The sequence below is a fragment of the Vibrio sp. M260118 genome (assembly GCF_036533755.1).
GTDB lineage: Bacteria > Pseudomonadota > Gammaproteobacteria > Enterobacterales > Vibrionaceae > Vibrio.
Map to the genome: position 1 here is coordinate 1 of NZ_JATABG010000221.1, position 5,920 is coordinate 5,920.

General features: G+C 38.7%; 4 protein-coding genes. 3 read left to right on the forward strand and 1 reads right to left on the reverse strand.

The window, feature by feature from the left end; translation table 11 throughout:
• Positions 1-405: 405 nt before the first annotated feature.
• Entirely contained in the window at positions 406-1,095 is a 690-nt protein-coding gene (locus tag QTO00_RS13215) for an HAD family hydrolase (protein ID WP_331425221.1), read from the forward strand.
• A gap of 232 nt (positions 1,096-1,327) precedes the next feature.
• Positions 1,328-1,798, forward strand: coding sequence for a hypothetical protein (locus QTO00_RS13220; protein ID WP_276401300.1), 471 nt, complete (start codon positions 1,328-1,330; stop codon positions 1,796-1,798).
• 431 nt (positions 1,799-2,229) lie between these two features.
• Here the strand turns inward: QTO00_RS13220 and guaD are convergent, their stop codons facing one another.
• Positions 2,230-3,600, reverse strand: a complete 1,371-nt coding sequence (gene guaD / locus QTO00_RS13225; RefSeq protein WP_182021230.1) for a guanine deaminase — start codon at positions 3,598-3,600, stop codon at positions 2,230-2,232.
• A 700-nt stretch (positions 3,601-4,300) separates the two neighbouring features.
• Here guaD and QTO00_RS13230 point away from each other — a divergent pair.
• Positions 4,301-5,860, forward strand: coding sequence for a methyl-accepting chemotaxis protein (locus tag QTO00_RS13230; RefSeq protein WP_331425222.1), 1,560 nt, complete (start codon positions 4,301-4,303; stop codon positions 5,858-5,860).
• Positions 5,861-5,920: the final 60 nt, after the last annotated feature.

Sequence of the window (5,920 nt, forward strand, 5' to 3'; positions counted from 1 at the left end):
TAGTTATAGTTATAGTTATAGTTATAGTTATAGTTATAGTTATAGTTATAGTTATAGTTGTATTTGTGAATTTATTACTAGGATACTCTAACTTACGTTGCTCAGATGTTGTAGTCTAATTTATCACCTTTCACAAAAGAATCGACTGGGCTAGTAGCAGACTAAATAACGCTAAAGTCCACATTCCTGAGTGGTATGAATTTCATTGATGCACGGTTATGTCCATTTCCTTCCATCTCACGCATTACGAACAGAGATGTCTAACTGAGAAACGTTACTGACTCATTTTTGCCCCATTCGGTGTTAACGTAATTACTCATACCTATTCTTTCCTGCACCCTTGCAACAAAAAGGTAATACTACCTAGATAGAATATCTAGAACGTTGAAAGTTACTGAATATCAGATGATTAAAGCTATATATTTCGATCTAGATAACACGTTAGTAGACAGAAATGCCAGTATTGACAAATTTGCACGTCACTTTGTTGATGTATTTTCAGCCGACTTACGGGCAGCTTGTCCAATATTGGTAAGCCGAATAGTCAAAGAGCAAGATAACGGTGGTTATCTCCTTAGCGGTTCTAAATATAGCAAGATATTTCAAGCGATTGGCTGCGAGTTGTCTATTCAGTTGGATTGGGTAAAGTATCAGCGACCAGAAAAATTAAGTGAGTTTTGGAGAATAGCATTCCCACAATGTACAGTTGAAATGAAAGGCGCAGCAGATCTAGTAGAGTACCTTCATCAACAAAAGTATCACCTTGGTATAATTTCCAATGGCGCAGAAAATAGCAGACTATCGACTATTAAAACGACTTCATTTGGTCACTTATTTTCACAAATTGTTAGCTCTGAAAAGTTTGGTACAAGCAAACCTGAACCTTCGATTTTTAAATGCACAGTTTCACACGCAAAATTCGAGGCACACGAGTGCATTTACATCGGAGATCATCCTATCAATGATGTCTTAGGTGCGAGTAGCGCTGGACTGAAAGCCGTATGGTTAACAGGCTTTCATAATGAAATAGATTTTCCTCAAGGCATAGTAATAGTTAATAATCTATATGCTGTACGCGAAAGGCTCAACCTTTAGAGATACAACTTATTTCTATCAACGTGTTGGTGAGCTCTCACCAACACGAATCTGCCCCAAAACGTGTTTGGGACGTGCAGTTGCTCAAAAAACTAAGGTACGATTTGCCCTATTTTTCTATTCATGTGTTAAAGGTGTCTAGAAAATCGGAGCATTACCAAGTTAAAGTACACGGACGCAGACAAGCTGCGCCGGTGTTTGAGGTGTTAAGCATCACAAGAGAGTAATGAATATGAATCAAGCTCCATCATATGAAGAATTAAAGGATAGCGAGTGTTTTTGGTTGCAACTAACACCAGTTATTGCAGGCATGAATGAGACCTTAGATGGCAGTATTGAAGACGAACCTATATCTTCATTTCTTTACTACGAGTCGAATATAAGCGAAGTTGAAGATGGTTTTGACTTTCCGTATCAAGAAATGCGGATAAATATTTCGGAAAGGAGTAGTGAGGCAATCCGTTCATTGTCGGGGAAGTACCCCGTTGGTTTTGTTCGATTCTATGAAGATAGTGCTTCTGTTACGTTAATGTGTCGGAGTGAACTTGTTTCTCGAATGGTCTCAACTTTGGGAATGGTTAAAGACAATGAAATTGAGTTTTTCTTAACGATCCCAGCATTACCAAGCACTCTCCCCAATGTTTACCCAGTGCTAAATTTTCAGTATAGGGTTCGTTCATCATCTCGAAAGACAAGTGCTTAACAAGCAATTAAGGTGACCGTTACACTCGGCGATTTAGGTATGAAGTTCGGTGTGTTTTGCTAGTTCAGTGTGGGGTCACCTTATTGCAGGCTTTAACCATAGGATAAGAGGCTCAACACTGGCCTTTTGCCCTACCTGATTTTATCCGAACGTCCGAAACTCACTAGGACGTCGCAACTCACAATTGCCCCATAGTTCCTTAGTGCCTTAGTGCCTTAGTGTGCACCCACTCAGCAACGGATAACACTGCTGAACATAATGAATTAGTTTTATGCGTATTGAAGGGCTAAAAGGTTCTCGTTAGTGGAAAAGGTTGTTTATCCAACCAACAAGAACCAATCATTACGCACTAATAGACTGTTAACTCAGAGATGTACTACTTTCATGGTTAGCTGTCTATTAAATATGAATAGAACAATTAGCTGATTAGACTACAGCTCATCATTCGATGCGTATGCAAGCTTTCCTGCAACATAGGTTGAATCGATATTTCTGTCATCGCCTAACATCATGAGCGCAAACAATCGATCTTCTAGACCGGTAGAGTGCTGAAAGCGTAGTTTCTGAAGATCCGTCGCAGCCCATTTTAACACAACAAAATCGGCTTCCTTACCTTGCGTAAAATTCCCAACTTTATCATCAATGCTTAAGGCTTTTGCACCGCCTAGCGTTGCTAAATAAAGACCTTTAAAGGCTGAAAGTTTCTTGCCCTGTAACTGCATGACTTTGTAGGCTTCATTCAGTGTCTCTAGTTGTGAAAAACTGGTGCCAGCTCCAACATCCGTGCCTAAACCAACACGTATATCGTTTTGCTCAGCTTTCTCCAAGTTGAAAAGTCCACTACCTAGAAACAAGTTAGAAGTCGGACAAAAAGCAATAACAGAATTTGTGTGTTTGAAAGTATTCCATTCTTGATCTGTCAAATGAATTGAATGAGCAAAAATGGATTTATTACCTGTCAAACCATAATGATCATAAACATCAAGATAACCTTCACGCTCTGGGTAGAGAGATTTTACCCATTCAATTTCATTTTTATTTTCTGATAAGTGGGTATGTACATATACATCAGGGAACTCTGACTTTAGTTTACCAGCCATTTCTAACTGTTCTTCTGTTGAAGTAGGAGCGAACCGGGGAGTAACCGCGTACAGTAAGCGACCATGATGGTGCCACTTTTCAATTAATGCTTTTGTATCTCTATAACTTGATTCTGCTGTATCAAGAAGATAGTCTGGGGCATTTCGATCCATCATGACCTTTCCTGCGATAAGTCGCATGTTTTTGTCATATGCTTCTTCAAATAAGGCATCAACCGATTCGGGATGAACAGTGCCAAAAACTAAAGCACTAGTCGTCCCATTTTTTAATAGTTCATTTATAAAAAACTTAGAAATTGTCTTGGCGCGATCTTTGTCCTGAAACTGTTTCTCCGTAGGAAATGTATATGTGTTAAGCCATTCTAGTAGCTGCTCTCCATATGCAGCGATCATTTGTGTTTGTGGATAATGAATATGAGTATCAATGAAACCAGGAACAATTAGTTCCCCTCGTTTATCTTTGATCTCATGATATTTACTAATGTCTGAATCGCTATAAGCTTTGAGGGTTTTGATATGACCGTCTTCAATAACCAATAATCCATCATCAACATACTCATATGAATTTTCAACATTCTCCGATTTAGTTGGATCGTTAAGAAAATGAAGAAAACTTGAGCGGATAACTGTTGTTTCTGCGGATACATGAGAAGAGAAAAGCGCGGTACAAAGCAAAACACTTGCTAAGGATTTTTTAAACATAAGTTGCTCCATTGAATATAAAAATAAACAATGGTTTTTGACTTGGAGGGCAAGTCCTTGTTAGGTGAATTTTGAATAACAACCGAAAACCATAAAAAGCATCGACGCTTTAAGCTATAATCATGCCAAAACCTATCCCTTTGTTATTTAAGGATAATTAAATCCATGTAAATTCATTATCCTTAAACGCTTGCCTCATAATTGTGCAATGCATTCAAAATAGGGCAAGTAAAAGTTACATCAATAATGCTTTCTTTATACACCTGCTCCACGATAAACTAGTTATTACGGCTAGCTCAGTTCTGCCCCAAAGTTTGTTTCGTCAAAAAGAACAGGATTGTTACTGGTTGAATTTTGACCAAGTATAACTAATCTGACATCCACGATTCAAAAAGTACGAAAAATGGGCATCATTGTGCTGTTCTTGTTTCAAGCGCACTCGCTGACTTTTGCCCTGTAAATCAAGTTCAAAGTGTCACAAACTTTCAAAACGATTTTGGGCCATTTAGGTATAGATTTCTTATTAAAACCGTTGCTAACGCTTTCTAGGTAACAGGAAGCCTGATTTTTGACAGCTAACTTACGGATTTACCATAGTAGGAATTAACCGCACCAACGTTATAGATTTTAATTTTAAATCCGATATCATACTCAATGATAAATTTCCGTATGTGACAAGTCTTCTATAAGGTTTATGGATATGAAAAAAGTAATTTTATTAGCGGTATGTGCGATGGTTTCTATTGCCGCCGCTGTCAGCATGACATCAACCTATTTTATATCAAGTGAGAAGATAGACGGTATCATTCTGGAAGATTCTCAAGTCCAAGCTGAGTTCTTGGCGATGAATGCAAGCTACATATTAGAGAACTCTGAAACACCGTTAGATGAGCTTCAAACATTCGTTAGCAAGTTGTCGCAACGCTCAGCTATCGCTTATGCCATTGTGATTGACCGTAATGTCCAAGCCGTTGCACATAGTGACCCTCAGAAACGTAATAAAATTTACAAAGATGATTACACCATTAAAGGTGCAACGAAAGGAGTTATCCAGTACAGCCGTTGGTATGCAGAGGTTCAAGGGTATTGGGTCTTTGATATCATGGCTCCAATTTATGTTAATGGTGAACTGTACGGTACGTTTGATATTGGTATCCCAATTACTCAAGTTGACAAAGCCACAAATGGTATTGTTATCGCTCAATTAGTAGCAATGTTGGGTGTGTTTGGTATTTGTATTATTACGTTTGTTCTTTTAATCGATAAATTAATGAAACCTTTGTTTGTACTGAAAGATGCATTGCAAGATGTTGCTCAGGGTGATGGCGATTTAACCGCGCGATTACCAGTAAAAGGCAAAGATGAAATCTCCCAGATTTCATCAGCGTTTAATGTTTTTGTTGAAAAAATCCATGAAACTATCTCTCAAGTAGCTAATACAGGGGTTGAGTTAAATAACTCTGCCTTATCATTACGTGAACAATCGAAGACGGCTTTGGAGAGAGGTGAAAACCAAAACGAACAAACGTTATTAGTTGTTACTTCGATGAATGAGATGGTAGCAACTGTGAACGAAGTTGCTTCCAATGCCGCATCCGCTGCCGACTCAGCAAACACAGCGACCGAGGAAAGCCAAAATGGCTATGATATTTTAGAAAAAGCAACAAATTCAATTACATCTCTTGAAGATGAAATGAGTCGTACCTTTAAAATTATCGGTAGTCTTGCTGATAAGACGGATTCAATAGGTTCTATTTTAGATGTAATTCGTGGGATCTCAGAGCAAACGAACTTACTGGCCTTAAATGCAGCCATTGAAGCAGCACGTGCTGGGGAGGCTGGTCGGGGCTTTGCTGTTGTCGCTGATGAAGTCCGTAATTTGGCGACAAAAACGAGTCAGTCTACAGATGAGATTGATACAATGATCCAACAATTGCAAACTGAAGCGAAAAACGCAGTTCAATCGATGGAGCAAGGTGAAGTTCTGATCAAAAACGGTGCATCAGAGGCTCGACTTGCTCAACAGGCTTTAGACGTTATTGCAAAACAGGTTAGAGATATTTGGGATAAAAATACTCAAGTAGCAACGGCAACAGAGCAACAATCAACGGTTGCTAATGAGATTAATATTAGCCTAGATGCTGTAAATCACTCTGTAAACCTTGGCTTAACAGCGAGTAAAGAACTGGAGTTATCGAGCAAACAGCTAGCAGACTCATCACAAGCGCTTGAGCGTTATGTTGGAGAGTTTAAGCTATAAAGTCGCATTACGAACATTTTATTGTTTAGAGACCGAATGACGAATCCAGTTCGATTGAAC